Raw genomic sequence first — 25992 nt, forward strand, 5'->3', positions numbered from 1 at the left:
CACTGATTTTGTTCATGTTACGCCGGAAGAGTCCGGCAAATCCGTTGCCGGTTTCCTAACGCATCAAATCCGGTGCGGCAAGTGCAGCCGATGCGATCAGCGTGCGGCAATGGCGACCGCAGCCCCTGCCATCATTCCCGCGCTGGTGCGGTTGGCGATACGCATGGAGCGCGGGCTGCGCAAAAGCCGCCGCGCCTGCGCTGCCAGCAGCACCCAGCCGGTATCCACCGCGGCCAGCACGGCGAACATGACCAGCAGCAACTCCGCCCAGCCGACCAGCGATACATGGGTAATATTAATGACGGTCGGCAGGATCGCCATGTAGAAAACCATGATTTTCGGATTGCCGAGCGTCACGGCAAGCGCGCTCATGAACAGCTTGCGTGCCTCACCCGCAGGCGGAATGGCGGCTTCCGCAACCGATTCCTCGACCGGCGCAAACCACATCTTCCATGCCAGATAGAACAGATAGGCCACACCGGCATATTTGAGCGCCAGAAAAACCATGTAAAAGCTTTGTGCGAGTGCGGCCAGACCCCAGACGGCCAGCGTCAGCCACACGGCGTCCCCCACCCACAACCCGAACATGAAGGGAAAGACGCCCTTATGGCCCCGGCTGATGACGCGCGCCACCAGCGCACCGACATTCGGCCCCGGCGTGCCAGCCGCAACGATCAGGATACCGGCGAAAACCACAAGCGAGGTCAGTTCCATTATGTGCCTGTTCAATCATTGTCTGAAGTCAATCGGCCCGGTCTTGAAAATGACGCGCGCAATTTCTCGACATGCGCGCGGCAATGGCAACCTTCTATATGGTCGTTTACCAGCCCCATCGCCTGCATGAAAGCATAAACCGTCGTCGGCCCCACGAAAGACCAGCCGCGTTTCTTGAGGTCTTTGGAAATGCGCGTGGATATGGCGGTTTTTGGATTGGCGATGAGCGTTGGATAATCAACAAGGGCCGGGCGCTCGTCGGATCGCGGCTCAAACGACCAGAAATAGGCGGCAAGCGACCCCTTTTCATCGACCAGTTCAAGAGCGCGCGCCGCATTATTGATCACGGATTCAATCTTGCCGCGATGGCGCACAATGCCCTTGTCGGCCAGCAAACGCTCGACATCGGTTTCATCATAACGGGCGACACGATGAAAATCGAAACCATCAAAGCCCCGGCGAAAGTTTTCACGCTTGCGCAAAATCGTCAGCCAGGAGAGGCCGGACTGGAAGCCTTCGAGACATATTTTCTCGAAAAGGCGATAATCATCAGCCACCGGCACGCCCCATTCTTCGTCGTGATAGGCGACATAGTCAGGCAGTTCGCCGGGCCAGAAACAGCGCACTGTCCCCCCCGCATCGCGGATCAATCCGGTCTTTTCCAATCCTGCATCGTTCATTTTCGCACTCCCGGCTTCATGCAATTTTAAGCATATCGCGCAATGGCCTGCTAACCACAACTCTAATTTGCGTGCCATTACGAGCAAACCCGCATCGGCGTTTACCTTTATGATTCTATTGCTCCCCACAATATCCACATGAATTTTACAGCAGCCCTCCTGACGCAGCCTGTCAGGAGACACCACAGGCAACCGCGTCAGCGTGAACGCCAGCGCGCGCGAGAGACGGATTGGATTGGAAGCCATGAAACCACGCCATCTTCTTTTGATCGGGTCGCTTGCCGCGATTGCTGTTTCCGTTGTCAGCACCGGCATGGCATTCGCCAATGATCGTTACGCCACCCAGCCGCCGGTCAAGGTGAGCCGGCAAGCAGCAGCGCCCTGGGTGGCGCAGCTGCAAAGTCCGACAAGCCGGATCGACCCGCAGACCAGACCTGCGCTACGCCAGAAGCCTGCTACCCTGCGTCAAAAGCAGCAGCCCAGGGCGCGCTACCAGAATGTCAGCCAGCAGCGCCCGGCAGCAAATCCGGTCAAGACCGTCCGCAAGAAGCAGCTGCAAATGGACCCCGTCTATCTGCCGCAGACCGTTTCCTATAGCGGCAGGGAAAAGCCGGGCACGATCGTCATCGATACGAACAAGCGCTTTCTCTATCTGGTGGAAGGCAACGGGCAGGCGCGCCGCTATGGCGTCGGCGTCGGCAAGCAGGGTTTTGGCTGGAAAGGCACGCAGCGCGTCAGCCGCAAGGCGGAATGGCCCACCTGGACGCCGCCCAAAGCCATGATCGAGCGCGAACGCAAGAAGGGCCGCATCCTGCCCGCCCAGATGAAGGGCGGCGCGAACAATCCGCTGGGCGCACGCGCGCTCTATCTTGGCTCCACCCTTTACCGTATCCACGGCACCAACCAGCCCTGGACCATCGGCAAGGCAATGTCTTCCGGTTGCTTCCGCATGCGCAACGAGGATGTCACCGATCTTTATAACCGGGTCGGCGTCGGCACCCATGTCGTGGTGCGCTGAACCTTTCATATAACTGCAATCGACAGGCCGTTATGATCGCCCGATCATAACGGCCTTTTTGATGCCGACGTCATCGAAGGGTGACAAAGCTGTCGAAAGGGCTTTTCCTTTTTTTAAGAACACCCGTATGCTGCCGAAAGAGAAGCATTCGATTCAGAGGAAAGGGTACAAGATGAGCGTACCGGCGGTAAAACTTAACGATGGCAATCGCATCCCGCAGCTTGGCTACGGCGTCTGGCGGATCGACAATGACGATACCGCGGCAGCAGTCGGCGAAGCCCTGAAAATCGGCTATCGCCATATCGACACCGCCGCCATCTACGGCAATGAGGAAGCCGTCGGCAAGGCGATCCGCGAATCCGGCATTGCGCGCGGCGATATTTTCCTCACCACCAAACTCTGGAACTCTGAACAGGGTTACGATTCCACCCTCAAGGCCTTCGATGCCAGCCTGGAAAAACTGGGCACCGATTATGTCGATCTTTATCTGATCCACTGGCCGATGCCTTCCAAGGATCTGTTCATGGAAACATGGCGGGCCTTTGCACAGATCAAGGAAAGCGGCCGGGCGAAATCCATCGGCCTGTCGAATTTCCGCACCGCCGATCTTGAGCGTATCCTCAAGGAAAGCGACGTTGCGCCCGTAATCAACCAGATCGAACTGCATCCGCAATTCCAGCAGGATGAATTGCGGCTCTTCCACGGCAAGCACAATATCGCAACCGAAGCCTGGAGCCCACTCGGACAGGGCCAGATTCTGGAAAACGAGACGCTGAAAGCCATCGCCCGGGCGCACGGAAAATCGGTAGCTCAGGTGATCCTGCGCTGGCATATCGAAACCGGCAATATCGTGATTCCAAAATCCGTAACACCGGCCCGCATCAGGGAAAATTTCGAAATCTTCGATTTCCAGCTCAACGGCACGGACCACGATGCGATCACCGAACTGGATCGCGCCGACGGACGCATCGGGCGCGATCCGACGACCGTCGCCCTGTAATATGGCCGATCAATGGCGCGTGATTGCTGACAGCGCGGCGGGCTTCGGCCCGCCATAGGCCCAGTCGATCAGCTCCACCGTATGAACGATGGGCAGGCCGGTGCCCGCCCCGATCTGCGTCATGCAGCCAATATTGCCGGTCGCAATCAGATCGGCCCCCGTGGCCTCGATATTCTTCACCTTGCGATCACGCAGCTTCACGGCAATGTCGGACTGCATGATATTATAAGTTCCCGCCGAGCCGCAGCATAAATGCCCCTCCAGCGGCTCGCGGACGCTAAAGCCCGCACGCGTCAGCAGGTCTTTGGGCTGGCGGACGATCTTCTGCCCATGCTGCATGGAACAGGCCGAGTGATAGGCAACCGTCAGCGTGCCGGATTGCTGCGGTTCAGGCATTTCGATCGATGCGAGATATTCGGTCACGTCCTTGGCAAGAGCCGAAACCCGCGCCGCCTTGTCTTTATAGGCAGGGTCGAGACGCAGCATGTAACCATAATCCTTGATCGTCGTGCCGCAGCCCGATGCCGTAACGATGATCGCATCGAGCCCGCCTGTTTCGATCTCGCGCATCCACAGATCGACATTGTGCCGTGCCTGTTCGAGCGCGCGTTCCTCATGGCCCATATGATGCACCAGCGAACCGCAGCAGCCTTCTTTGGCGGGCATGATCACCTCGACGCCAAGACGGTTAAGCAGGCGTATCGCGGCCTCGTTGATACCGGGATTGAGAACCGGCTGCACACAGCCATCAAGCATCGCCACCCGCCCGCGCCCTGCACTTGCAGGCGCGCTGTCGGCAGGTGGACTTTTTGCGGTGGGCAGGCGCTGCGGCGCAATGTCGAGCATTGCCGCCACCGGCTTTAACGTCTCACTCTTGCGAAACAGCGAGGCCAGCGGACGCGCAAATTTCGCCAGCGTCAAAGCCACACGAAAGCGCGCCGGATAAGGCAGAACCTGCGCCAGAATATTGCGCAGCAGCCGGTCCATGAACGGGCGCTTATAGGTTTTTTCGATATGCGCGCGCGCATGGTCGACCAGATGCATGTAATTGACGCCCGAAGGGCAGGTCGTCATGCAGGACAGGCAGGACAGACAGCGATCGACATGGCGCACCACTTCCTCGTCTGCCGGGCGGCCGTTTTCCAGCATATCCTTGATGAGATAGATACGCCCGCGCGGGCTGTCGAGCTCATTGCCGAGCGTCACATAGGTCGGACAGGTTGCGGTGCAGAAACCGCAATGCACGCATTTGCGCAGGATTTTTTCGGCTTCATTGACGCCGGGATCGCGCAATTGTTCGGCGCTGAAATTGGTTTGCATGGCTCACACTCCAGCCGGATATTCATACATGCGCCCCGGATTGAGAATATTTTCCGGGTCAAATTGCTGCTTGAGACGGTGCGAAAGGGCCGCGAGCGCCGGTGCTTGCGGCTCGAATATATCGGTGCTTGCCCGCACATTTTCATCGCCGCGAACCAAAGTCGCATGTCCGCCGCCATGTCTGGCGATCAATGCGCGCAGAATCTTAGCTTCCGGTGCGGCTTCCATCCGCAACCAGATCAAGCCGCCCTGCCAGTCATAATAGGCGTCCACGCCCGCATGGCGTCGAAACTCATCGACCATCCGCCATCCCGCCATAGGCGGCATCGATACGCGCCAGATCGCGCGCTGGTCGCCTTTTTTAACGAAAGGCAGCACATCGCGCACTTCCCGCCATATCTGCCGCGATTGCGCTTCATCGAGAATATCCTGCCTGACCGCGCTGCCGAAGCGTGCCTGCAATTGTGCGATGCGATGCCTGACGGAAGGCGCAAATCCTTCGATCCGCAGGATTGTCGCTGCCTCGCCGCCCAGATTGCCATCCAGAAAACGCCAGGCCACACTTGGCGGCAGATGGGCTGCGGAAGCGACTTCCTCGCGCGATCCCATCGCCAGCGCCATGGCCCGCGCCGCCATCTCGTCATCGAGACCGCGCAAGGCCAGCGTGTTGAGCGTTTCGGCGGCGGGCAGCACCTTGAAGGTCAGTTCGGTGGCGACGCCCAGCGTCCCCCAGCTATTCGCCATGCCCTTGGAAAGATCATAGCCGGTGACATTCTTGACGACGCGCCCGCCCGATTTGAACAACTCGCCGCGCCCCGACACCACGCGCACGCCCAGCACATGATCGCGCGCAGCCCCCGCCTTGATGCGGCGTGGACCGGCGAGATTTGCCGCCAGCATACCGCCGATCGTGCCGCTCCCGCTCTCGCCTGAAAGCAGCGGGCCGTAATCCATCGGCTCGAACTGAAAGCACTGGCCATGATCGGCAAGCAGCTTTTCGATTTCTGCGAGCGGCGTTCCCGCCCTCGCCGACAAGACCAGTTCGTCCGGCTCATAAAGCGTGACGCCGGAAAGAGCGGAGAGGTCGAGCACATGGCTTGCCTCGACCGGTCGGCCTATGCCGCGCTTGGAGCCGTGACCGACGATTTCAAGCGCCTCGCCCTTGCCAAGCGCCCATTGCACCGTTTCCACGACGTCCGCTTCATCCCGCGGCTTGATTATATGTCCATTCATCATGATCAGAACCGTGGAATATCCGGGAAGGCCAGTTCACCGCGATGCACATGCATGCGGCCAAGCTCGGCGCAGCGGCGCAATTGTGGAAACACCTTGCCGGGATTGAGCAGATGTTTGGCGTCGAAAGCGCATTTGACGCGCATCTGCTGATCGAGATCGATCTCATTGAACATTTCCGGCATCAGGTCGCGCTTTTCGATGCCCACCCCATGCTCGCCGGTCAGAACACCGCCCACCTTGACGCAGAGACGCAGAATATCCGCTCCGAAATCTTCCGCCGCACGCAGCTGGCCGGGAATATTTGCGTCATACAGAATGAGCGGATGCAGATTGCCGTCGCCTGCATGAAAGACATTTGCCACGCGCAATCCGTATTTTTCCGAAAGATCGCGCATCCCCGCAAGAACATGCGGCAATTCCTTTCGCGGTATGGTTCCATCCATGCAGAGATAATCCGGCGAAATACGCCCCACCGCCGGAAAAGCCGCCTTGCGTCCGGCCCAGAACGCCAGGCGCTCTTCTTCCGATTGCGAAAGCGTGCAGGTGGTCGAGCCATTCTTAAGCGCGATGGCTTCTACCTGAGCGATCAGATAATCCACCTCCACCGGCGGGCCATCGAGTTCGACGATCAAAAGCGCCTCGACATCAAGCGGATAGCCCACACGCACGAAATCCTCCGCCGCATGGATGGCAGGCCGGTCCATCATTTCCATGCCACCCGGAATAATGCCCGCGCCGATAATATCCGCCACGCATTGCCCCGCCTGCTCGCTCGACGGAAAGCCGACCATGACGGCGCGCGCGGTTTCAGGCTTTTGCAATATGCGGACGGTCACTTCCGTCACCACCCCCAGCAGGCCCTCCGAGCCGGTCATCAGCCCCAGAAGATCATAGGCTTCGCCATCAAGATGCTTGCCGCCCAGCCGCAGCACCTCGCCGCTGATCAGCACCATTTCGATGCCGAGAACATTATTGGCCGTCAGGCCATATTTGAGGCAATGCACGCCGCCGGCATTTTCGGCGACATTGCCGCCGATGGAGCAAGCGATCTGCGAGGACGGATCGGGCGCATAGTAAAAGCCTTCATGTTCAACGGCTTTGGTGATACCCAGATTGGTGACACCCGGCTGCACCACGGCGACGCGATTGGGATAATCGATTTCCAGAATACGGTTGAAGCGCGACATGACGAGCAGCACGGCGTCTTCGAGCGGTATCGCCCCGCCCGAAAGGGACGTGCCTGCGCCACGCGGCACGACGCGGATTTCATGCTCAAAGCAATAGCGAAGAACCTGCGAAACCTGCTCCACCGTCTCGGGCAGCACCACAACAAGCGGCAATTGCCGATGCGCGGTCAGCCCATCGGTCTCGAATACCCGCATGGCGTTGGTCGTATCGACCACGCCTTCCCCCGGCACGATGCGCCGCAGATCGGCCACGATATGCTCGCGCCGCCCAAGCACCGAAGCATCCGGCTCCGGCATGATCAATCCGCTCATGGTTTCCTCTTGAACTCCTCCGCTTCTAAAGTGCATCAGGCGCCCTTTGCGTCAAGTGGTAATATCGATTGACCACTTGGCGGATATGGTAAAACTGTTTACACCTTGCGGCAGCAATGCGTCTGCTCGCGGGAGGATGAAGCTGGCATGATGAGCAGTCTGGCCGACATGGAGATTTTCGCACGCGTTGTCGCAACCGGCAGCATGTCGGCGGCGGCGCGCGATCTTGCGCTCTCTCCGGCGGTGGTTTCAAAGCGCATGGGGCGGCTGGAAGAGCGCCTCGGCACGCGGCTGTTGCAGCGCACGACACGCCGCATCGCGCTCACCGAGGCGGGACAGGGCTATTATGAGCGGGTGCTTGAAATTCTTGCGCATATAGAAGAAGCCGAAGCCTTTCTGGCGCGCAAGTCAGCGGATGCGCGCGGGACGCTCAGGATCTCCGCGCCCACCACATTCGGGCGCATGCATATAGCGCCCTATCTGGTGCCCTTCATGCGGCGCAATTGCGACCTCACCGTCAATATGCAGCTTTCCGACGAGATGGTGGATATTGTCGGCGAGGGCTATGATCTGGCGATCCGTATCGGCGAATTGCCTGATTCATCGCTGGTCGCGCGGCGGCTGGCACCGGTGCGGCGTATTCTGGTTGCAGCTCCCGTCTATATTGAAGAACGCGGCATTCCGCGGCGTATCGAGGATTTGCAGAAACATATCTGCGTTGCGCCGCATAATAACGATCCCTGGCGGCTCGAAGGCCCGGACGGGCCGATCACCATCCGCCCGGCAGGGCCGTTACAGACAAATTCCAGCGAAGTCGTGCGTGAAGCCGTTCTGGCGGGGCTTGGCATCGCCCTGCGCTCGACATGGGATATAGGCCCCGATCTTGCGGCAGGCAGACTCGTGCATATCCTGCCGGATTATTCCGCCTCCCGCCATGTCGCCATTCATGCGGTCTATCCCTCGCGGCAGTTTCTGCCCGCGAAAATACGCATTTTTATCGATTATCTGAGCGAACTTTATGGTCCCGTTCCCTATTGGGAGAGCGGCGATCAGCCGCCACTCTGACTGGAGGCACGAACCCATGTCCGAAACCGTTTTCGCGCGCATTCAGGCAAGCCGCACGGCGGATGACGTCATCCGCCAGATCGAGAGCCTGATTCTTGAAGGGGTCTTGCGCGGGGGCGACCGGCTCCCCGGTGAACGGGAACTGGCGCGCCAGTTCGATATATCCCGCCCCATTCTGCGCGAGGCGCTCAAGCACCTTGAAAATGCCGGGCTGCTCATATCGCGGCATGGTGGTGGAACATTCGTCGCCGATGTCATCGGACAGGTTTTCAGTGCGCCCGTGGTCAAGCTCTTTGCCAGCCATGGCAAGGCCACCAGCGACTATCTCGAATATCGCCGCGAAATCGAGAGCATTGCCGCGGAATTTGCGGCCCTGCGCGCAACTCCCGCCGACAAGGCACTGCTTGCCGAAATCATCGCCGCAATGGAAGCTGCCCATAAGAGCAATGATTTTGACAAGGGCGCGCAACTCGATGTCGAATTCCACAATGCGATCGGCGAGGCGGCGCACAATATCGTGCTGCTGCACACATTGCGCTCCTGCTATCAGCTTTTAAAGGATGGCGTCTTTTATAATCGCAGCCTGATTTACAGCTATCCCGGCGTAGCCGACATGTTTTTGGCGCAGCACCGCGCTATTCATGATGCCGTGATCGCCGGCAATCCGCAAGCTGCGCGCGATGCCGTTCAGAAACATATTCGTTTCGTCGAACAGGCGACCCATGAACGGCAGCTCAACGACGAGCGTGAACGCGTTGCGCAATTGCGCTATCGTCAGCGGGCGGGAAAAGATGGCAAGGAAGGCAAAGCCCCGTGAGGCAATCGGGATTCACCCCAGCCGGGTCAATCAGTAATGCGCGCTGGAAATGCCGTAGCCATCCGTCGAAGTCATGTGGTCGCCCGCATCGACGGCATAGATGCCCACTGCCATAAATGCGATTGCGGAAATCATCAGGACAGTCAGAAGAGCGGCATGCTTAGCAGGCATAATGGGGGACTCTTTCGCAGAGGTTACCGGTTGAAACGAGGGCCGGGATTCACCACCCCGGAGACGGCTCAGTTACACATGAAAAAAGTTACCTGCAACTGAACGGCAGGCTTTCCAACACTCCTTTAGCGCGTAAAACCGTAAATCCTGAACGGCTGTGACAAAGCAGCAACGCCGTAGCGGCTCTTGGGTTCCAAAGGTTGCATGCACAAGGCGGCGTGGCTTGTGAGAAGTCCCTTGACCTTGGCCCCTGCCCTCTGCCATCGATGCAATCATGCGCGCAAATTACAAGATGTTCAGACTTTATATCGAAGCCGCACTCGGCGAAGGCGCTCACGTGGAAACGGCCGCGCAGGCCGCCCATTATCTCACCCATGTGCTGCGCCTCAAGGAAGACGATGAAATCCTCGCCTTCAACGGGCGGGACGGCGAATGGAAAATGCGGCTGCGGCCTGAAGGCAAGAAGCGGCTTTTTATCGAAGCCGTCGAACAAACCCGTCCACAATCGCAGCCCTGTGATTTGATCTATTGTTTCGCGCCGCTCAAACAGGGACGGCTCGACTATATGGTGCAAAAAGCCGTTGAAATGGGCGCGGGCATTTTGCAACCGGTCATCACGCAGCATACGCAGCTATCGAAACTCGGCACAGATCGCATCGGGGCCAATGCCATCGAAGCAGCCGAGCAATGCGGCGTCCTTTCCATTCCCGAATGCCGCGAGGCAGTGCGATTCGATAGGTTTCTCGAACAGTGGGACACGTCCCGCCGTCTGATATTCTGCGATGAAGGCCATGAAGCCGACGATCCGCTGACCATTCTCGGCCAGTTGCAGCCGGGGCCTTATGGCATTCTGATCGGCCCTGAAGGCGGATTTTCAGAAGAGGAGCGGCGGGTTTTGCGCTCGCTGCCCTTTGTGAGCGCGATACCGCTTGGCCCGCGTATCCTGCGCGCCGATACGGCGGCGGTCGCGGCCCTCACTCTGGTACAGGCCGTGCTTGGAGACTGGAAAAGCCGCGGATAAGGGCACAAAATCCAATCTTCAATGAAATTGACTTGCGTGTTTGGACATTTTTGTCCAATCACGCTGAGAAGTAAAAGTTGACTGAGGATAGATGCATGGCGCGCGATACGACGGACGAAACAGCACTGACGGGCGTTGAGGAACTTGCAGCCTATCTTGCAGAAGGCTGCAAACCCAAGGATGCATGGCGCATCGGCACGGAACACGAAAAATTCCCCTTTTATGTCGCCGATAACAGCCCCGTTCCTTATGACGGCCCGCGCGGCATCAAGGCGATTCTCGACGGTATGCAGGCCCGGCTCGGCTGGGAGCCGATCATGGATGAGGGCAACATTATCGGGCTGGTCGAACCGACCGGACAGGGCGCGATTTCGCTTGAGCCCGGTGGCCAGTTCGAGCTTTCGGGCGCACCGCTCTCCACCATTCATCAGACCTGCCGCGAGGTAAACGCGCATCTCAGCCAGGTGCGTGAGATTGCCGAACCGCTGGGCATTCGTTTTCTGGGGCTTGGCGGCAGTCCGAAATGGACGCTGGCTGAAACGCCGATCATGCCCAAATCGCGCTACAACATCATGACCGACTACATGCCCAAGGTCGGGCATGAAGGCCTGGACATGATGTATCGCACCTCGACCGTGCAGGTTAATCTCGATTTCGCTTCCGAAACCGATATGCGCCGCAAGATGCAGGTTTCCATGAAGCTGCAATCGGTGGCAACCGCACTTTTCGCCAGTTCGCCCTTTACCGAAGGCAAGCCCAACGGCCTGCTTTCATGGCGCTCCAATATCTGGCGCGACACGGATAATCAGCGCGCGGGCGTTCTGCCTTTCGTCTTCTCCGAAAATTTCGGCTTCATGGATTATGTCGAATGGGCGCTGGACGTGCCGATGTATTTCATCCTGCGCGATGGCCGCTATCATAATTGCACGCATGTCACCTTCCGCCAGTTCATGAATGGCGCGCTCAAGGGCGAGGTGAGCGATCCGGTGCCCAATATGGGCGACTGGACCAATCATCTGTCAACGCTCTTTCCCGAAGTGCGTCTCAAGCGTTTCCTTGAAATGCGCGGCGCCGATGGTGGTCCATGGCGACGCATTTGCGCCCTCCCCGCCTATTGGGTCGGTTTGCTTTACGATGATGAGGCGCTGGATGCAGCGGAAGCGCTGACCCGCGACTGGAGCTATGAAGAAGTTCTCGCCCTGCGCAACGAAGTGCCCGTCAAGGCGCTCAATGCGACTTTCCGCGGCAAGCCGGTGGCGCAGATTGCGCGTGAAACCCTGCGGATTTCACGCCTTGGCCTTCTCAATCGCAACAGGCTCAACAGCGACGGCTTTGATGAAAGCCATTTCCTCGCTCCGCTCGAAGAAATTGTTGCCGCAGGCGTGACGGATGCAGAACGCATGCTCAACGCCTATAACAGCGTTTGGGGCAGATCGATCGAACCGATCTTCCTCGAATATGCTTATTAAAAAGCGCGACAAGAAAACCTTCCTATGCGCGGTTGACGCAGAAGTCCTGATTTGCGACTTATTGCCGATATGGCTCATTTAGCAATCGATCAGGACTATCTGACGCAAAAGCTGGCCGAATTGCTGGCAATCCCCAGCCCAACCGGCTTTACCGACGAGGCCGTGCATTATGTTGCGCGTGAACTGGAACGACTCGGCCTCGATGTCGTGCTTACAAGGCGCGGGGCGATAAGGGCGCGGCGGCGTGGCGAAAGCAGACGTCCCGCCCGCGCCATCGTCTCGCATCTCGACACGCTCGGCGCACAGGTCAAATATCTCAAGCAGAACGGCAGGCTGGAACTCGTTCCCATCGGCAACTGGTCGGCACGGTTTGCCGAAGGCGCGCGCGTTTCCATCTTTTCATCCAAAGGCATCTATCGCGGCTCCATTCTGCCGCTGAAGGCTTCCGGGCATACATTCAACGAGGAAGTTGACACCCAGCCGGTGGGCTGGCCCTTTGTCGAGCTTCGCGTCGATGCGCTGGCACGCAACAAGGACGACCTGATCGAGCTTGGCATAGATGTCGGCGATATTGTCGCCATCGACCCTGCCCCGGAATTTATCGATAACGGGTTTATCGTTTCACGCCATCTAGACGACAAAGCCGGTGTTGCAATCATGCTGGCCGCGCTCAAAGCCATGCAGAAGGCAAATGTGACAACGCCGGTCGATACCTACTGGCTTTTCACCATTGCGGAAGAAACCGGCGTCGGCGCTTCCGCCGTTGTCGTGCCGGACATTGCCTCGCTGGTCGCAATCGATAATGGCACCACCGCGCCGGGGCAGAATTCTTCCGAATTCGGCGTCACCCTCGCCATGGCCGACCAGACAGGCCCCTTCGACTATCATCTTTCCAAAAAACTGTTCGAGCTATGCCATGAGCACGACATCGCGGTGCAGAAGGACGTTTTCCGCTATTACCGCTCGGACGCTGCTTCCGCCGTCGAGGCTGGTCATGATGTGCGCACGGCGCTACTGACATTTGGCGTCGACGCCTCACACGGTTATGAACGCATTCATCTGAGCGCTCTTACATCGATTGCCCGGCTCGTGGTGCATTACGCGATGAGCGAAGTGCAGATTGAACGCGATGCCGAAGAACTCGCCAAAGGCGTCAAAGGCTTCACCCATCAGACCGCGTCCGAAGCGGAACAGGATTTGAAGCCCGACGATACGCCAGCCGAAAACGGATAATTTGGGAACCATCCGGGCGCTGGCGCATTTACATCAGGCATATCCAAAAAAGTGCGCATGAAGCCGCCGCCATATTCCAAGCGACGGCTTTTTTAGTTAACGACGACAATGGAGGTTTCGACCCTTTTTATGTGTGGAATTTGCGGAGAAGTGAGGTTCGATGGCGGTACGCCCTCGATTTCGGCAATCTCGAAAATGGCAGACATACTTGCCCCACGCGGACCGGATGCATCCGGCATCGTAATACGGGGCAATGTCGGTTTTGGTCACAGACGATTGAGAATCCTCGATCTTTCCGAAAAATCGCAGCAACCGATGATCGATGCCGATCTCGGCCTCAGCATCGTTTTCAATGGCTGCATCTATAATTTCCGGGAATTGCGCGCCGAACTGGAACAGAAGGGCTATCGCTTCTTTTCCGATGGCGACACGGAAGTCATTCTCAAGGCATGGCATGCATGGGGCGAAGAATGCGTTTCGCGTTTTCACGGCATGTTTGCCTTCGCCATTCATGAGCGCGATAGCGGCAGGCTCATCATGGCGCGTGACCGCTTCGGCATCAAGCCGCTCTATCTGGCGCAGGTATCGGGCGCATTGCGCTTTGCCTCCTCGCTTCCGGCGCTGGTGAAAGCTGGCGGCGTCGATACATCCATCGACCGCGCAGCACTCCATCATTATATGAGTTTCCATGCCGTGGTGCCGCCGCCGCACACCATTTATAACGGTGTTCGCAAGCTTGGCCCGGCGACGATCCGCATTTATGAGGCCAATGGTCGTTTCACCGATCGCCTCTACTGGCAGCCGCCCTATAGCCGCAGGCCGGGCGACAGCGCGATAAGCCGCGAAGAATGGCAGGAACAATTGCTCGATACGCTGCGCCTGGCCGTCAAACGCCGCACGATTTCCGATGTGCCGGTCGGCGTCCTGCTTTCAGGCGGGGTGGATTCGAGCATGATTGTCGCCTTGCTCGCAGAAGCGGGCCAGACGGGCCTCATGAGTTTTTCAGTCGGATTTGAGGAAGCCAATGGCGAGAAAGGAGACGAATTCATCTATTCCGATCTGATCGCCGAACATTTTGGCACCGAGCATCACAAGATTTTCGTGCCCTCCGCCGATCTGATGAACGCGCTGCCGGGAACGATCGCCGCCATGTCGGAGCCTATGGTTTCCTATGATAATGTCGGCTTCTACCTGCTCTCCAAGGAAGTCTCGAAACATATCAAGGTCGTGCAATCAGGTCAGGGCGCAGACGAGGTGTTCGGAGGCTATCACTGGTATCCGCCGCTGGTTGATTCCAATGATGTCGTCAGCGATTACGCCAAGGCCTTTTGCGACCGCTCGCATGACGTGCTCGCAACACAGCTTGCACCCGAATGGCTATCCGAGCGTGATTACAGCCGTGAATTTCTGAACGAGCAATTGTTGCGTGACGGCGCGGATACGCCGGTGGATCGCGCCCTGCGCCTCGATAGCAACGTCATGCTGGTCGACGATCCCGTCAAGCGGGTCGACAACATGACCATGGCCTGGGGGCTTGAAGCGCGTGTTCCATTTCTCGACCATGAACTGGTGGAGCTTGCCGCGCGCATTCCGCCGGAAGAAAAGCTGCGCGATGGCGGCAAGGGCATTCTCAAGGATGTCGCGCGCAAGATCGTGCCTGCCGCGGTGATCGACCGCAAGAAAGGCTATTTCCCCGTACCACAGCTGAAATATATCGCTGGCCCCTATCTCGACATGCTGCGCGACGCGCTGACATCGCAAAGAGCGCGTGAACGCGGTCTGTTCCAGAAGGACTATCTCGACAGGCTCTTTGCCAATCCGTCCGACCATATCACGCCGCTGCGCGGCTCGGAACTCTGGCAGGCGGGACTGCTGGAAATGTGGCTCCAGACGCAGGAGGCCTGACATGAAGAAATCAGACAAGGCGGACATGGTTCGGCAGAAGACAAGGGGAACGAAAGCCTTCTCCCACCGGCTGACCCGGCTGCGCTCGCCTGCGGAGGCAGGATCCTATCAGGAACATCTGCACGGCCAGGGCCAGGAAGACAAATCCGATAAAAACCGCAATGTCGTCTTCGATTGCGGCTGGGGCCGTCTTCTTTTTGCGCAGACTTTCGATAGCAACGAAGCAATTGTCGATGCCTTGCGTGCAGAAGCGCCGGAAAGCCGCGATATTGTGTTCTATGTCAGCGACCCGCATGTTCTGCTTTCGCTGGCCCCGCAGGAAATCTTTCTCGATCCCTCGCACACATACCGGCTGGAACTGGCCACCTATCGCGCAGGCGGCAGGCGCACGCGCGGCATTACCATTCGCCGCGCCGTCTCCGAGCTTGATGCGGACGGCATCAACGCGGTCTATGCGGCGTGCGGAATGGTTCAGTTGCGCCCCGATTTCTTTTCCGCCGAACGGGATAATCGCGCCGTTACCTATTTCGTGGCGCAGGACGATACGACGGGCGATATTGTCGGCACGGTCACGGGCATCAATCACGAGCGCCTTTTCGATGATCCCGACAAGGGGGCATCGCTGTGGTGTCTTGCGGTTCATCCGCAGGCACGCCAGCCAGGCATCGGCGAGAAGCTGGTGCGCAAGCTTGCCGAGCATTTTCAGGCACGCGGCCTCAACCATGTGGACCTGTCTGTCCTCCATGATAATGACAATGCGATCCGGCTTTACGACAAACTGAAGTTTCGCCGTGTTCCCTTCTTTGCCATCAAGCGCAAGAATGCGATCAACGAGAAATTCTTCGCGTCCCCCATCAATTCGCTTGATGCGCTCAACCCCTATGCGCGCCTCATCGTCGATGAGGCGCTGCGGCGCGGCATTCATGTCGATATAACGGATGCGGAGGGCGGTTTTTTCCGCCTTTCCCATGGAGGCCGTTCCATTCATTGCCGCGAAAGCCTCTCGGAAATGACATCGGGCGTGGCCATGTCTATCTGTGACGACAAGGCGGTGACAACGCGCACCGTAGCGAAAGCAGGGCTTGTCGTGCCGGAGCAGATTGCGGCCAGCAGCAGCGATGAAATGCTGGAAGCTTTCCTCGAAAAGCATGGCAAGCTGGTCGTGAAACCAGCGCGCGGCGAGCAGGGACGCGGCATTTCGGTCGGTATTTCAACGATGAAAGACCTGCGGGCTGCAATCAGGCAGGCGCGGGACGTTTGCGATCAGGTCTTGCTTGAATCCTGCTTCGAAGGCGAAGATCTGCGTCTCGTCATCATCGATTACAAACTGGTGGCGGCGGCAATCCGCCGTCCGCCACGCGTCATCGGCGACGGGAAAACAACGATCCGCAAACTCATAGAAACTCAATCGCGCCGCCGCGCTGCCGCTACAGGCGGCGAAAGCCGTATTCCCATCGATGCCGAAACAAAACGCTGTCTGGCCCAGCAGGAACTCACGCTGGACGACATATTGGAAGATCGCCGCGAGATTACTGTGCGCAAGGCCGCCAACCTGCATCAGGGCGGCACAATCCATGACGTGACCGCAACGGTCAACAAGACGCTTGTCGATGCAGCTTGTGAGGCAGCCCGCGTGATCAATATTCCGGTCGTCGGCATTGATTTCATGGTGAAGTCGCCCGAAGGGGCGGAATATGTCTTCATTGAAGCCAATGAACGACCGGGGCTGGCCAATCATGAGCCGCAGCCCACAGCGGCGCGTTTCGTGGAATGCCTCTTCCCGCAATTGAAAACCAATGCCTACCCCGCAGAACGACGGGCCGGATAAGCAGGATTTTCGGTCAACGCCGTTTGGCAGGCCGATCGGACAGGATGACGCCATGACGGCGCGCAAGCTCGGCAGTGACCATCTCGATCTCCTGCATCTTGCGCGCGCTATTCCAGCCGAGTTCCCGCGCGGCAATATCGGCTATTGCCTGCACATTGGCGATTGAAAGCGCACCATCGATCGCCAGTGTCGTGCGCCGCAGCACAATATCGGCCAGATGCACGATCATTTCATTGCGCGCGATCCACGCGATTTCGGCTTCGCTCACCGTATCCGTATCAGGCAGGAGGCTTGCGCCGTCACGGGCCTCCTGCGCGATTATCGCGGCGGCAATCGTCCCGTAACGCTCCAGCAATATCTCGATGCGCGCCGCAGCCAGACCGCTTTTCTCGACATGCCTTGCTACCCAGATGGCACGCGCATGGGGGTCAGCCGGGTAATCCTTGCCGCCGCCAATCGACAGGTTGCGGGTGGATTTGACGCGTTCGCGCGCAAGACGCGAGAGCACCATATCCGCCACTTCCTCGGCAAAGCCGCGAAAAGTCGTCCACTTGCCGCCGACCAGCGATATGATCGCAAAAGGCCGTTTGGCATCCGGTTCGATAACCGGCGCGGAATGATCGCGGCTGATAAGCCCCGGTTCGGAAGCGTTCGACGCGGGCAGCGGTCGAATACCGCTATAGGCATAGACGATCTGCTTGCGGTCGAATTGCAGTTTCGGCAGCAATGAACGCAGGCTTTCGATGAAATAATCGATCTCAGGTTCTTCAGCGCGCACATTGTCGGGGTCGGCACAGGGAATATCGGTCGAGCCGACCAGCGCCAGACCATGATAATCATAGACAAGGCAGATGCGCCCGTCATCCGCCTCGAAATAGATCATGCGGCCATTCAGGCTTTCGACGAGTTGCGGATGATCAATAAGAATATGTGATCCCTTGGTGCCGCCAATCATCTTCGTCGGCCTGTCCAATGCCTCATTTACGTGATCGATCCATGGCCCGGCTGCATTGATGACCAGTTTCGGTTTAACGTCAAATGCCTCGCCGTCAGGGCCTTCAAAACTGACGATGCCGTCTTTGGCGGAAATGAGGGTCGTAAAATTACTGGCCGCACTTGCCGGGTTGGCGGCAAGGCCGTCACTTACCAGTTCATAGACGAGACGTTCGGGCTGGCTGACCTTGGCATCGTGATAAATGCCGCCCGCGACGATAGAAGGCGTAATATAGGGCATTTCCCTTATTGCGCGGTTTCTGAACACAAAGCGATGGCGCGGCATGACGCGCTCGCGCGCACCGAAATAATCATAAAGGGCAAGGCCGATCTTGATGAGAACCGCGCCACGGCTGCGTGGTGCGGTGGTCGATCCCATCAGCGTGCGCAAGGACGCCCACACACCCCGCGTCCACGAAAATACCGGGATGAAAGTCGGCAGCGGCTCCACATTATGCGGCGCATTCTTCAAAAGCAGATTGCGCTCCAGCGTGGATTGCGCGACAAGCCCGAACTCGCCCGTCTCCAGATATTTCAACCCGCCATGGATGAGGCGCGACGGCGCGGCACTCGTACCCGAACCGAAATCGGCCTTGTCGATGATCAGGCAATTGACGCCCTGCTCGCTCAGATCGCGAAACAATCCCGCGCCGTTGATCCCTGCCCCCAAGATGAGAACATCGGCACCCTGCGCCTGCAATTGCCTGATGCGCTGGCTTGCATTGATATTATCGGGCTTGCTCATATCATCGTCTCTTCGATTTTCGGCCATAAAGGACCAAGCGCTGCGGCCATTTCACAAAAGAGCGCATAACGCTTTTCATATTGCGCATGGCGTGATGCGTCGGGGCTATAGCTTGTCGCAATCGCATCCAGATCGCGCGGGTCGCTATAAACGTCGCTGAAGACGCCCACGCCCTTGCCCGCGCACAGAGCCGCTCCCCATGCGGCGGCTTCATCCGTATCCGTCACCGTGACCGGCATGCCAAGCACATTGGCGAACATCTGCGCGAAGGCCGGACTGCGCGACACGCCGCCGGTCAGCCGCGCGCGCGAAATCGCAAAGCCCCCCTTGAGATGATCGACATGAATGCGGTGATTGAAGGCGATGCCTTCCCATACCGCGCGCAGCATGTCGCCGCGATCCTGCCATCCGCGCAGGCCGAAAAACGCTCCGCTTGCCAGCGCGCCATAGGGCGAGCCGAAAAGATAGGGATGAAACATCGCCGTGGAGGGCCGCGCCAGCGCGGCATCGATTTCCGGTCGCAATATATCGTGGATGGAACGGCCCACCCGCTCCGCCTCGCCGCGTTCCGCAGCGCAAAGCTTGTCGAGAAACCAGTCGTAATTTGCCGTCGAGGCAGGTGAGATCGACATATTGTTCCATTCGCCGGGCGCAATGCCATTGCGGCAGAACCAGCTTTCATGAACACGCGGTTCAGAAAAAAGCGTTTCGTTGATCGAATAGGTTCCCGCAACCACGGCCACCGTGCCGGTTGCAAGCCCGCCCACGCCAAGAGCCGAAGCGGTCACATCGTGCAGACCGGCGACCACCGGCGTTCCGGCAACCAGTCCGGTGCGCTCGGAACAGGCCCGCGAGACTCGCCCCACGATCTCATCGGAACGCGACATGGGAGGCAAGGCCGTCCAAAGTTCTTCCAGCCTGAACAGCGCAAGCGCTTCCTTGGAGAATTCCTGCGTGTTCACATCGGTAAAGGACGTCGAGGCTTCAGTGCGGTCCGTGCCCACTTCACCGGTCAGGCAAAATCGCAGCCAGTCCTTGGCCGCAAGAACATGGCCAATGCGTGCATAGCGTTCCGGCTCGTTTTCCTTCACCCATGCCAGAATGGCGGATGGAGCCGAAGCATGGGGCAATTGTCCGGTAATGGCGATGGATTGCTCTGCAATCGGGCTTTTGACCCAGCGCTCCGCTATATCGACCGCCCGGCTATCCAGCGACAAAATGCCGGCACCCAGCGGATGCCGGTCGTGGTCGAGCAAATAGATGCCGTCCCCATGAGCGGTCGCGGCTACTGCCAGAATATCGGATACAGAGCGCCCGCTCTTTGAGATCGCTTCTGCGATTGCATCCGCCGTCGCATTCCAGAATTCGTCCATATCGCGTTCGACATGGCGGGCATGGGGAAAGGATTGTGTCACCCGACGGCGCGCGACGGAAAGCGGCGTGCCATCGATGTCGAACAATACGGCTTTGGTGACGGTCAGTCCGCTATCAATTCCCAGCAGGCAAGGCATGAAACGATATTCCCGATAGAGAGGCGAAGGCTGCATAGCCTCCGCTCTTGTTTACGTGTCGGTCGAAGCCGGACGCGCAATAACGACATTGATGCCTTGCGCCTGCATGCGCTCGATATGCGCAAATGGCGTGCGCTCATCGACGATCACCACATCAAAATCGCTTAAGGCCCCAAAGCCATGCAGCGCCCGGCGCTCGAACTTGGTGTGATCGACCAGCAGCACGCGTTTTGCGGCGCTTTCAAGCATGGCCCGCTTGGTCTCGACCATTTCCGGTGATTGATGAAACAGGAGATCGTCGGTAATCGCAGCAATCGAAATGAACGCAACATCGGCGCGCAGGCGACGGATTTCGCTGGTGGTCATGCCGCCCACGAAAGCGTTGCACCAGTTGTAGAGCTGCCCGCCCAGTCCCAGAAGCGTTATGTCGGTCATATCGCGGGTTTCGTTCATCAATGTCAGCGAATTGGTGATGATGGTCAGCGGCGTCTTGGCCGACAGATGCGGCACCATCTGGAGAACGGTCGTGGAATCGTCAAAAAAGATCGCCTGCCCCGGCTCGACGAACTGCATCGCCGCAGCCGCGATCAGCTTCTTTTCCTCGGCCTGTCGGGTGACGCGATAAATATCGCTTGCTTCGATAAGGCTTGTGGGCGCTGCCGAAACAATGCCGCGCGTCTTGCGGCACAGCCCACGGCTGACCAGTTCGTCCACATCGCGATGGGCGGTCATGAGGCTGATGCCGAAGCGCTCGGTAATGTCCTCGATCCGCATGGACCCTTCAGACATCACGGCTTCTGCGATTTTCTGACGGCGAACCAGTTGACGCGCATGCCGGCTGTCGTTCGGCACCTGCTCCGTCATAAGATTGTCAATCGCTGCCTTGCTGCTCACTGCCAACTTACCGCCTCATGCGCAGATGGGGCGCGAAGATACTTCCGCGCCCCATGCCTGCTGCTTCTTACTGTTCAAGAACGAATGGCGACGTGTATTTGTCAACATTATCCTTGGTGATCAGGATGCAGTCGAAAAGCTGCTTTTCCTGTTCTACGCCGGTCTCACCCGTCTTGATGAAGTTATCGGCCTGCTTGACGGCCGCTTCCGAGAAGACAGCGACCGGCTGGAGGACGGTGTACTGAAGTTCACCGGCCTTGATTGCTGCAACAGCGTCGGGCGAACCGTCGAAACCGCCAACCTTGACCTGATCGAGCTTGCCGGCCTTCTTGAGAGCTGCAATCGCGCCCAGCGCCATTTCGTCATTACCGGAGATCACGCCGATAATATCGGGATTGGCCTGAAGCAGCGCCTGCATCTTGTCGTGGCCCTGCGTGCGGTCCCAGTTGGCGACATCCTGTCCGGCCTTCACCAGATCGGGATATTGTGACAGGACGGTTTCATAGCCATTCGAGCGCGTGGCGGCATTGTTGTCCGACGGAGCGCCGAACAATTCAACATATTTGCCTTCCTCACCCACGCTTTCGACCCATTGCGTCGCGCCAAGGGCTGCACCCTGCGCATTGTTGGAGACGAGCTGCGCCTTGGCCAGACCTTCCTGATTGATCTCGGCATTCACGAGGAAGACCGGGATATTGGCGGCGATTGCACGCTTGACCGCGCCGATCGAACCGTCGGCATTGGCCGGATCGAGAATGATCGCCACCGATTTATTGGTGATCGCCGTGTCGATCAGGTTGCTTTCCGTGTTGGTGTCGCCCTTGTGACCGCCGACGACAGCCGTATAGCCGAGGCCTTCAGCGGTCTTCTTGGCGATTTCACCTTCGGTATACCAGTAAGGATTGGACGGATCGTTGACGATGATCGTCATCAGACCTTCAGCCCATGCCGAACCGGCGATGAGCGGCAATGCTGCTGCCGCAGCAAACAGAACCCGCATTCCCTTCTTGAACATTTCTCTCTCCCGTAACAATGATCGTTTCAATGATGCCGGTTGCCCGGCGGTACTCTTTCCGGGGGCGGTGCGCAAGGCCTGCCGCCATCCTGGAAACCGTTCGATACGCCCGCATATGGTCCTGCCCGCAGAGCGCGCCGGACCCTCTCCTGCTAACGCCGGGCGTATTGAATGCTGTTGAGCAGAACCGCGAGCACGATCACCGCGCCGGTGAAGACGGTCTGCCAGTAGGACGATACGCCGATGATCACCAGACCATCCGACAAAAAGCCGATCACGAAAGCGCCAAGCATTGTGCCCAGGATCGTACCGCGCCCGCCCGTCAATGCCGCGCCCCCGATCACCACCGCGGCGATTGCCGTCAATTCATAGGTGTTGCCTGCCGTCGGCCCTGCCGAGGTGAGCTGCGATGACAGAACCAGTCCGGCGATTGCCGCGCAGATGCCCGAAATGACATAGACGGAGACCTTGACGCGCTTGACGGGAACGCCCGAAAGCTCTGCGGCGCGTTCATTGCCGCCCGACGCGTAAAGCCAGCGGCCAAAGGCCGTGCGGTTGAGGACCACCGCGCAGATGATCGCAAGCACCGCCAGAACCAGCACGCCGATCGGAACGCCGAACAGCTTGTTGAAACCCAGCCAGTCGAAGCCCGTATTGCCCAGTTCGGGACGCCCGCCCAGATTGTTGTAGGTGAGGCCGTTGGTCATCAGAAGTGCTACGCCGCGCGCGCAATAAAGCACGCCAAGCGTCGCCACGAAGGCAGGAACGCGCAAATAGGCGATCAGCACGCCATTGACTGCGCCGACGAAGGCGCCAAGCGCACAGGTGATGAGCACGACGGCCCAGACGGGGAAATAGAGGATGATGCCCAGAGGTTCCAGCGTCACGCCCTGCATCAGAAAGCCTGCAAATACACCCGAAAGGCCCAGCGTCGACCCCACCGACAGGTCGATGCCGCCATTGAGGATGACCAGCAGCATGCCGATGGCCAGCAGGCCGAAAATAGCGACATGCGACGACATGATCAGGAAATTGTCGACGGTAAAATAATACGGCGAAAGAAAGGAGAAGACGGCGATGATCGCAATCAATGCGAAGAACGCGCGGCCTTCGAGCAGCAGCTGCACGATGCTGGTTTTGTGCTTTGCGCCTTGCGGAGCCGCCGCCTTTTCTTTGGTGCTCGTGACTGACATTCTATCAGTGCTCCATAACCAGAGCATTCAACGCCCCGACTTCGTCGGGCCTTATGCTCTATCCTTTTGTTTTAACGCATTATCCGACGCAAAACCGCTTCGCACTTTTGCTGGAAATGCTTTAGTGACTGACCATGGCCTCGCCGGAGGCGGCCATGATCTTCTCCTTGGACACGTCCGAGCCGAATTCGGCAGAAACGCGCCCGCGGTGCATAACGATGATACGATGGGCGATACTCAGGCATTCGCCGACTTCCGAGGTTGTGTAGACGACCGCCAGCCCCTGCCGCGCCTTTTCAGCGAGCAGCTTGAAAACTTCCGCCTTCGCGCCGATGTCGATGCCCCGGCTGGGCTCGTCCAGCAAAACCACCTGCGGGTCCGTGGCCAGCATCTTGCCGATGACGACCTTTTGCTGGTTGCCGCCCGAAAGCGAGCCGATCGTCGCCTCGCCGCCATCGGTCTTGATATGGACCTTGCTGATCGCATTGGCGACGAGCTGCTTTTCTCGCTTGCGTGAAGTGAAAAGCCCCTTGGTGATCGTGCCGATACTGGCAAGGGAAAGATTGCCGCCAACCGTCATGGTCTGCACCAGACCGTCGCGCTGGCGATCCTCCGGCACAAGAACCAGCCCGTGATCAATACGCTGCGCAATCGTCAGTGCCGATACATCCTGCCCGTTGAGCAATATGCGTCCGCCGCTTGCCTTCAGCCGGCCCGCAATGGTTTCGAGCAATTCCGTGCGCCCCGCACCCATGAGACCATAGATGCAGACGATTTCGCCAGCGCGCACATCAAGCGACATATGGTCGACCACCGAGAAACCGGCTCCGGCGGGATCGGGCACGGTGAGTTCTTCTACAGAAAGAGCCACATCGCCCCATTCATAGCCGGTTGGCGGAGAACCAAGATCAAAATTTTCGCCAACCATGTTGCGCACGATCCATTCCAGATCGATTTTTGCGCGCGGCGCATAGGCCGTCATCGCACCGTCGCGCAGCACGACCGCATGATCGGTGATCTGCAAGGCTTCTTCCAGATGGTGCGAAATATAAACGATGGCGACGCCGCGCGCGGTAAGATCGCGAATGACCTTGAACAGCACTTCCACTTCCGAGGCGCTCAGCGCCGAAGTCGGCTCATCCATGATGAGAATGCGCGAATTGACCGAAAGCGCGCGTGCGATTTCGACGATCTGCTGCTGGCCCAGCCGCAAATCCTCGACCAGCGTCAGCGGATCAATATCTTCCTCAAGCTCTTCGAGCAGCGCGCGCGTGAGCCGTTCTTCCTGTGCGAAATCAACGCCGGTGGACGTGCGGATTTCGCGACCCATGAAAATATTGTCGCGCACATTGAGGTTCGGCGCGAGGCTCAACTCCTGATGGATGATTGAAATGCCGCGATCGCGCGCGTCGGAGGACGAGTTGAAAACCACCGGCTCGCCATCGAGAATGATTGTGCCGGAGCTGGGCTGGATGACACCGGAAAGCACCTTCATCAGCGTCGATTTACCGGCGCCATTCTCGCCGAACAGCGTCGTGACCTGTCCGCGCCTGATCTCGAAATTCACGCCCTTGAGCGCATGAATCCGGCCATAGGCCTTGGCAATATTCTGCGCGGCAAGGACAACCTCGCCGTGCTTGCCCTCGATTTTATTTTCCGGCTTCATTTGACTTCAAATCCCACCGGCGTAACGAGCCAGTTCTTCGGATTGACCAGCTTGAAAACCCCGACGACGGATACCGTCTGCCCCACCAGATTGTTGGCATCCACGCCTTCCAGTATCTGCTTTTTCATCTCGTTATTGAGCGCGGAACCGGCATTCTGGTATTCGATCTGGTTCTTGAACTGGCCAAATTCCACGGTGCCCGTGGCGTCGCGCAGGTCGGTGCCGTTAATGGCCGGGCCGGTCTGGACGCGAATAGTCATGCCTTCGGGAAAACCATCGATCTTGACGACATTATAATTGGATTTGCGCTCTTCGACAGAGCCGGTAAACTTCACCGGAATGACGGGATTGACGTTGCCCACGCCATATTTCTTGCCCGCCGCATCTTTGTCGGCGACGACGGCCTGCGCCACCTCAACCGCATCGACGGCGCGGCTTTCCACATCCGCCTTGGTCTTTGGAAATTGTTCAGCACCATAGGTTTCGGGCGAGAAGACCTGCTGGCGGACATCGGCATCGGAGCCAATCTTCACCACCGTGGTATCAAATCCGATTGCACCGATAACCACCACCGCAGCCACAGCGCTCCACACAAGCGCACGATTGGACCTGGCGGGCTTCTGCGATACTTGATCAGCCTGTACACTCATATCAAACGCCCTGAGCAATTTCTGCTGCCGCGCCATATGCTATGATAGCGGCGTGTTATCAATTTCAATAATCATGTTATAAACACCAATATCTGTCAATCGGATGTTTTCAGATTATGGCGCGGCTTACGCAATTCATGGCCCGCCATTTCCCGAAGAGCCTGACATTTTTAAATGAAACTCGTTGCCGGGCCATGCCGCGCCGCATGATAAAGCCAGCCTGTATTCATCGTCGGAATAATAATTTTATCTTTAATAACAGTATCTTGAACTTATGCCCTTCATCACGGCAGCACGAGACACATCCAGAACGCCTGTTCGCAAAAGACGGTATTGAACGGGAGTTTTA

22 protein-coding genes are annotated in these 25992 nt (G+C 58.2%); 9 read left to right on the forward strand and 13 right to left on the reverse strand.

The window, feature by feature from the left end; genetic code table 11:
- Positions 1–96: 96 nt before the first annotated feature.
- Positions 97–714, reverse strand: coding sequence for a LysE family translocator (locus DKP76_RS11930; RefSeq protein ID WP_109706936.1), 618 nt, complete (start codon positions 712–714; stop codon positions 97–99).
- Between the two features lie 11 nt (positions 715–725).
- Complete coding sequence (locus tag DKP76_RS11935) at positions 726–1394, reverse strand: DNA-3-methyladenine glycosylase I (RefSeq protein ID WP_109706938.1); 669 nt, start codon at positions 1392–1394, stop codon at positions 726–728.
- 244 nt (positions 1395–1638) lie between these two features.
- Here DKP76_RS11935 and DKP76_RS11940 point away from each other — a divergent pair, with 244 nt between their 5' ends.
- Positions 1639–2412, forward strand: coding sequence for a L,D-transpeptidase (locus DKP76_RS11940; RefSeq protein WP_109706940.1), 774 nt, complete (start codon positions 1639–1641; stop codon positions 2410–2412).
- A gap of 172 nt (positions 2413–2584) precedes the next feature.
- Positions 2585–3412 (forward strand): aldo/keto reductase, encoded by an 828-nt coding sequence (locus DKP76_RS11945; protein WP_109706942.1) that lies wholly within the window; start codon positions 2585–2587, stop codon positions 3410–3412.
- 9 nt (positions 3413–3421) lie between these two features.
- On the opposite strand, the gene glcF is transcribed toward DKP76_RS11945, so the two are convergent.
- Genes glcF through DKP76_RS11960 form a run of 3 tightly spaced genes read right to left on the reverse strand, consistent with a single transcriptional unit; the run spans position 3422 to position 7467 of the window.
- Positions 3422–4732 (reverse strand): glycolate oxidase subunit GlcF, encoded by a 1311-nt coding sequence (gene glcF, locus DKP76_RS11950; protein WP_109706944.1) that lies wholly within the window; start codon positions 4730–4732, stop codon positions 3422–3424.
- 3 nt (positions 4733–4735) lie between these two features.
- Positions 4736–5968, reverse strand: coding sequence for a glycolate oxidase subunit GlcE (gene glcE, locus DKP76_RS11955; protein ID WP_109706946.1), 1233 nt, complete (start codon positions 5966–5968; stop codon positions 4736–4738).
- A gap of 2 nt (positions 5969–5970) precedes the next feature.
- The gene (locus tag DKP76_RS11960; RefSeq protein ID WP_109706948.1) at positions 5971–7467 is read right to left on the reverse strand and encodes an FAD-linked oxidase C-terminal domain-containing protein; all 1497 of its coding nucleotides are present in this window, start codon (positions 7465–7467) and stop codon (positions 5971–5973) included.
- 147 nt (positions 7468–7614) lie between these two features.
- On the opposite strand from DKP76_RS11960, the gene DKP76_RS11965 reads away from it, so the two are divergent.
- Both DKP76_RS11965 and DKP76_RS11970 read left to right on the forward strand, forming a co-directional pair.
- On the forward strand, positions 7615–8532 hold the full coding sequence (locus DKP76_RS11965) for a LysR family transcriptional regulator (RefSeq protein ID WP_109706950.1): 918 nt from the start codon (positions 7615–7617) through the stop codon (positions 8530–8532).
- A 16-nt stretch (positions 8533–8548) separates the two neighbouring features.
- Positions 8549–9349: an FCD domain-containing protein gene (locus DKP76_RS11970; protein WP_109706952.1), complete on the forward strand. Its 801-nt coding sequence runs from the start codon at positions 8549–8551 to the stop codon at positions 9347–9349.
- Between the two features lie 30 nt (positions 9350–9379).
- On the opposite strand, the gene DKP76_RS19385 is transcribed toward DKP76_RS11970, so the two are convergent.
- Complete coding sequence (locus DKP76_RS19385) at positions 9380–9520, reverse strand: hypothetical protein (protein ID WP_199224800.1); 141 nt, start codon at positions 9518–9520, stop codon at positions 9380–9382.
- Between the two features lie 274 nt (positions 9521–9794).
- Here DKP76_RS19385 and DKP76_RS11975 point away from each other — a divergent pair, with 274 nt between their 5' ends.
- From DKP76_RS11975 to ngg, 5 genes are all read left to right on the forward strand, one after another.
- Positions 9795–10541 carry a 16S rRNA (uracil(1498)-N(3))-methyltransferase gene (locus DKP76_RS11975; RefSeq protein WP_109706953.1) on the forward strand — a complete coding sequence of 249 codons (747 nt, stop codon included), beginning with the start codon at positions 9795–9797 and terminating at the stop codon, positions 10539–10541.
- 95 nt (positions 10542–10636) lie between these two features.
- The gene (locus DKP76_RS11980) at positions 10637–12010 is read left to right on the forward strand and encodes a glutamate--cysteine ligase (RefSeq protein WP_109706955.1); all 1374 of its coding nucleotides are present in this window, start codon (positions 10637–10639) and stop codon (positions 12008–12010) included.
- A gap of 69 nt (positions 12011–12079) precedes the next feature.
- The gene (locus DKP76_RS11985) at positions 12080–13243 is read left to right on the forward strand and encodes an osmoprotectant NAGGN system M42 family peptidase (RefSeq protein ID WP_109706957.1); all 1164 of its coding nucleotides are present in this window, start codon (positions 12080–12082) and stop codon (positions 13241–13243) included.
- A gap of 129 nt (positions 13244–13372) precedes the next feature.
- Positions 13373–15148 (forward strand): N-acetylglutaminylglutamine amidotransferase, encoded by a 1776-nt coding sequence (locus tag DKP76_RS11990; protein ID WP_109706959.1) that lies wholly within the window; start codon positions 13373–13375, stop codon positions 15146–15148.
- 1 nt (position 15149) lies between these two features.
- On the forward strand, positions 15150–16976 hold the full coding sequence (gene ngg / locus DKP76_RS11995; protein ID WP_109706961.1) for an N-acetylglutaminylglutamine synthetase: 1827 nt from the start codon (positions 15150–15152) through the stop codon (positions 16974–16976).
- 13 nt (positions 16977–16989) lie between these two features.
- Here the strand turns inward: ngg and DKP76_RS12000 are convergent, their stop codons facing one another.
- The 7 genes from DKP76_RS12000 to DKP76_RS12030 form a co-directional block, all read right to left on the reverse strand.
- On the reverse strand, positions 16990–18714 hold the full coding sequence (locus tag DKP76_RS12000) for a glycerol-3-phosphate dehydrogenase/oxidase (protein WP_109707216.1): 1725 nt from the start codon (positions 18712–18714) through the stop codon (positions 16990–16992).
- Positions 18711–20225, reverse strand: coding sequence for an FGGY-family carbohydrate kinase (locus DKP76_RS12005; RefSeq protein WP_109707217.1), 1515 nt, complete (start codon positions 20223–20225; stop codon positions 18711–18713). The genes DKP76_RS12000 and DKP76_RS12005 overlap by 4 nt, the downstream gene beginning before the upstream one ends.
- 51 nt (positions 20226–20276) lie before the next feature.
- A complete protein-coding gene (locus DKP76_RS12010; protein WP_342587838.1) occupies positions 20277–21125 on the reverse strand; it encodes a DeoR/GlpR family DNA-binding transcription regulator in 849 nt (282 codons plus the stop codon).
- A 61-nt stretch (positions 21126–21186) separates the two neighbouring features.
- Positions 21187–22134: a D-ribose ABC transporter substrate-binding protein gene (locus DKP76_RS12015; RefSeq protein WP_109706963.1), complete on the reverse strand. Its 948-nt coding sequence runs from the start codon at positions 22132–22134 to the stop codon at positions 21187–21189.
- A gap of 152 nt (positions 22135–22286) precedes the next feature.
- Positions 22287–23327 carry an ABC transporter permease gene (locus tag DKP76_RS12020; protein ID WP_109706965.1) on the reverse strand — a complete coding sequence of 347 codons (1041 nt, stop codon included), beginning with the start codon at positions 23325–23327 and terminating at the stop codon, positions 22287–22289.
- 121 nt (positions 23328–23448) lie between these two features.
- Complete coding sequence (locus DKP76_RS12025) at positions 23449–24993, reverse strand: sugar ABC transporter ATP-binding protein (protein ID WP_109706967.1); 1545 nt, start codon at positions 24991–24993, stop codon at positions 23449–23451.
- Complete coding sequence (locus DKP76_RS12030) at positions 24990–25643, reverse strand: DUF2291 family protein (protein WP_109707219.1); 654 nt, start codon at positions 25641–25643, stop codon at positions 24990–24992. The genes DKP76_RS12025 and DKP76_RS12030 overlap by 4 nt, the downstream gene beginning before the upstream one ends.
- Positions 25644–25992 lie beyond the last annotated feature (349 nt).

Source organism: Falsochrobactrum shanghaiense (genome assembly GCF_003149535.1).
Lineage (GTDB): Bacteria > Pseudomonadota > Alphaproteobacteria > Rhizobiales > Rhizobiaceae > Brucella > Brucella shanghaiense.

What these genes read in the sequence shown, in the direction of transcription:
- DKP76_RS11930 (WP_109706936.1), bottom strand. Translation starts at nt 714, where the DNA reads ATGGAACTGACCTCGCTTGTGGTTTTCGCCGGTATCCTGATCGTTGCG.
- DKP76_RS11935 (WP_109706938.1), bottom strand. Translation starts at nt 1,394, where the DNA reads ATGAACGATGCAGGATTGGAAAAGACCGGATTGATCCGCGATGCGGGG.
- DKP76_RS11940 (WP_109706940.1), top strand. Translation starts at nt 1,639, where the DNA reads ATGAAACCACGCCATCTTCTTTTGATCGGGTCGCTTGCCGCGATTGCT.
- DKP76_RS11945 (WP_109706942.1), top strand. Translation starts at nt 2,585, where the DNA reads ATGAGCGTACCGGCGGTAAAACTTAACGATGGCAATCGCATCCCGCAG.
- glcF (WP_109706944.1), bottom strand. Translation starts at nt 4,732, where the DNA reads ATGCAAACCAATTTCAGCGCCGAACAATTGCGCGATCCCGGCGTCAAT.
- glcE (WP_109706946.1), bottom strand. Translation starts at nt 5,968, where the DNA reads ATGATGAATGGACATATAATCAAGCCGCGGGATGAAGCGGACGTCGTG.
- DKP76_RS11960 (WP_109706948.1), bottom strand. Translation starts at nt 7,467, where the DNA reads ATGAGCGGATTGATCATGCCGGAGCCGGATGCTTCGGTGCTTGGGCGG.
- DKP76_RS11965 (WP_109706950.1), top strand. Translation starts at nt 7,615, where the DNA reads ATGATGAGCAGTCTGGCCGACATGGAGATTTTCGCACGCGTTGTCGCA.
- DKP76_RS11970 (WP_109706952.1), top strand. Translation starts at nt 8,549, where the DNA reads ATGTCCGAAACCGTTTTCGCGCGCATTCAGGCAAGCCGCACGGCGGAT.
- DKP76_RS19385 (WP_199224800.1), bottom strand. Translation starts at nt 9,520, where the DNA reads ATGCCTGCTAAGCATGCCGCTCTTCTGACTGTCCTGATGATTTCCGCA.
- DKP76_RS11975 (WP_109706953.1), top strand. Translation starts at nt 9,795, where the DNA reads ATGCGCGCAAATTACAAGATGTTCAGACTTTATATCGAAGCCGCACTC.
- DKP76_RS11980 (WP_109706955.1), top strand. Translation starts at nt 10,637, where the DNA reads ATGGCGCGCGATACGACGGACGAAACAGCACTGACGGGCGTTGAGGAA.
- DKP76_RS11985 (WP_109706957.1), top strand. Translation starts at nt 12,080, where the DNA reads ATGGCTCATTTAGCAATCGATCAGGACTATCTGACGCAAAAGCTGGCC.
- DKP76_RS11990 (WP_109706959.1), top strand. Translation starts at nt 13,373, where the DNA reads ATGTGTGGAATTTGCGGAGAAGTGAGGTTCGATGGCGGTACGCCCTCG.
- ngg (WP_109706961.1), top strand. Translation starts at nt 15,150, where the DNA reads ATGAAGAAATCAGACAAGGCGGACATGGTTCGGCAGAAGACAAGGGGA.
- DKP76_RS12000 (WP_109707216.1), bottom strand. Translation starts at nt 18,714, where the DNA reads ATGAGCAAGCCCGATAATATCAATGCAAGCCAGCGCATCAGGCAATTG.
- DKP76_RS12005 (WP_109707217.1), bottom strand. Translation starts at nt 20,225, where the DNA reads ATGCCTTGCCTGCTGGGAATTGATAGCGGACTGACCGTCACCAAAGCC.
- DKP76_RS12015 (WP_109706963.1), bottom strand. Translation starts at nt 22,134, where the DNA reads ATGTTCAAGAAGGGAATGCGGGTTCTGTTTGCTGCGGCAGCAGCATTG.
- DKP76_RS12020 (WP_109706965.1), bottom strand. Translation starts at nt 23,327, where the DNA reads ATGTCAGTCACGAGCACCAAAGAAAAGGCGGCGGCTCCGCAAGGCGCA.
- DKP76_RS12025 (WP_109706967.1), bottom strand. Translation starts at nt 24,993, where the DNA reads ATGAAGCCGGAAAATAAAATCGAGGGCAAGCACGGCGAGGTTGTCCTT.
- DKP76_RS12030 (WP_109707219.1), bottom strand. Translation starts at nt 25,643, where the DNA reads ATGAGTGTACAGGCTGATCAAGTATCGCAGAAGCCCGCCAGGTCCAAT.